General features: G+C 26.1%; 1 protein-coding gene. It reads left to right on the plus strand.

What is annotated here, in order from left to right; genetic code table 11:
* Nucleotides 1-15: 15 nt before the first annotated feature.
* The coding region (locus OMO38_RS20235) for a DUF262 domain-containing protein (RefSeq protein WP_264751987.1) at nt 16-1,441 on the plus strand (1,426 nt) is incomplete at its 3' end.

Consider the following 1,441-nt stretch of genomic DNA (forward strand, 5'->3'; position numbering starts at 1 on the left):
ATTTCATTCTATGATATGGATAGAAGTTCTTTCTCAAAAAATATTAATTCTAGATATGAAAATATTGCTTCTATATTTTCCAAGCTATATAAAATAAAATTTGATAATTATCTTACACGAAATGACGAGTTTAATAATGATCTCGATGCTATCGATAATCTAAATAATAATGAAGATCCACTAAGTTTTGATGATCTCCGGTTAAATAAAACAGAGCCTTCATCTACTTCCATAGATGATATTATCAGATCTATACAGAGGCAAAAATTCATTATTAGACCTCAATATCAACGAAATGAGGTTATTGACAGAAAAAAAAGATCTTCTTTAATTGAAAGTATATTATTAGGAATAAAATTACCCCCACTCTTCATTTATAAAAGAAAAGATGGTATTTCAGAAGTTATCGATGGTCAGCAAAGATTATTAAGTATTTTAAGTTACATGGGTAATGATTATCTATCTGAAAATTATGAAAGTCTTTCAAGTAATTACGAAAATTTTTCACTTAGTCTTAAAAATGGAATTTTAACAAATTTACATGGACTAAAATTCTATGACCTTGAGACTGAATATCAAGAAAAAATTAAAAATTTTGATCTATGGATTATTGAAATTGATGGGAAATATAATTCTAATTTTGATCCCATTGATTTGTTTATCCGATTAAATTATAAACCATATCCTATAAAACTTGATTCTTTTGAAATGTGGAATTCATACATTGAAAGGAATTTAATAAACACAATCAAAGATATCTACAATAATCACAAAGATTGGTTTTATGTACGTAAAAATACTTCTCGAATGGAAAATGAGAATATTCTTACAGCTTTAATTTATCTTTATTACGAATTTGAAACGAGTAATGATAGTAAATATAAGGCTCTCGACTACTATAAAATTGGTAATAAGGTAAATTTTAGATTGAGATCGAAAAATGATCTTACAAAAAAATTGGAAACCTTACCAAATGAAATGATTTATTACAGTAATAAATTTGAAATTGACTTTTTGTATAAACTTAGAAAATTGATCAATTATGACTACGAAAAATCTGAGGTACAAAATTTAGACTTCATTCTATCTGTAGATAATGGTCGCAGAACTCAACAATCGTTATACGCTTTATGGTATTTTTTTAATGAAGTTCCTATCTCTGTTATTGAACATAATGCTGCAGCAATTCAAGATGATATAAGAGGTCTTTTTGATTTGATGAACAATGTTAAGAATATAATAGATTTTGACAATTCGGTTTCATTTTTCAAAATGAATTATATTTCTTCTTCTAATCATGGAAATTCAGTAATTAAATATAAACTCGGTGACATTGCAAAAGTTTTTAGAGGAATTGACAAAAGTAAAATTGAATACTCTTCTACAAGTGATGTTCGTCTTGTTATTTTAAACCCAGATATTACATCGAATACCCATAGTT

The sequence above is a fragment of the Chryseobacterium kimseyorum genome (assembly GCF_025971945.1).
Taxonomy (GTDB): Bacteria; Bacteroidota; Bacteroidia; order Flavobacteriales; family Weeksellaceae; genus Chryseobacterium; species Chryseobacterium kimseyorum.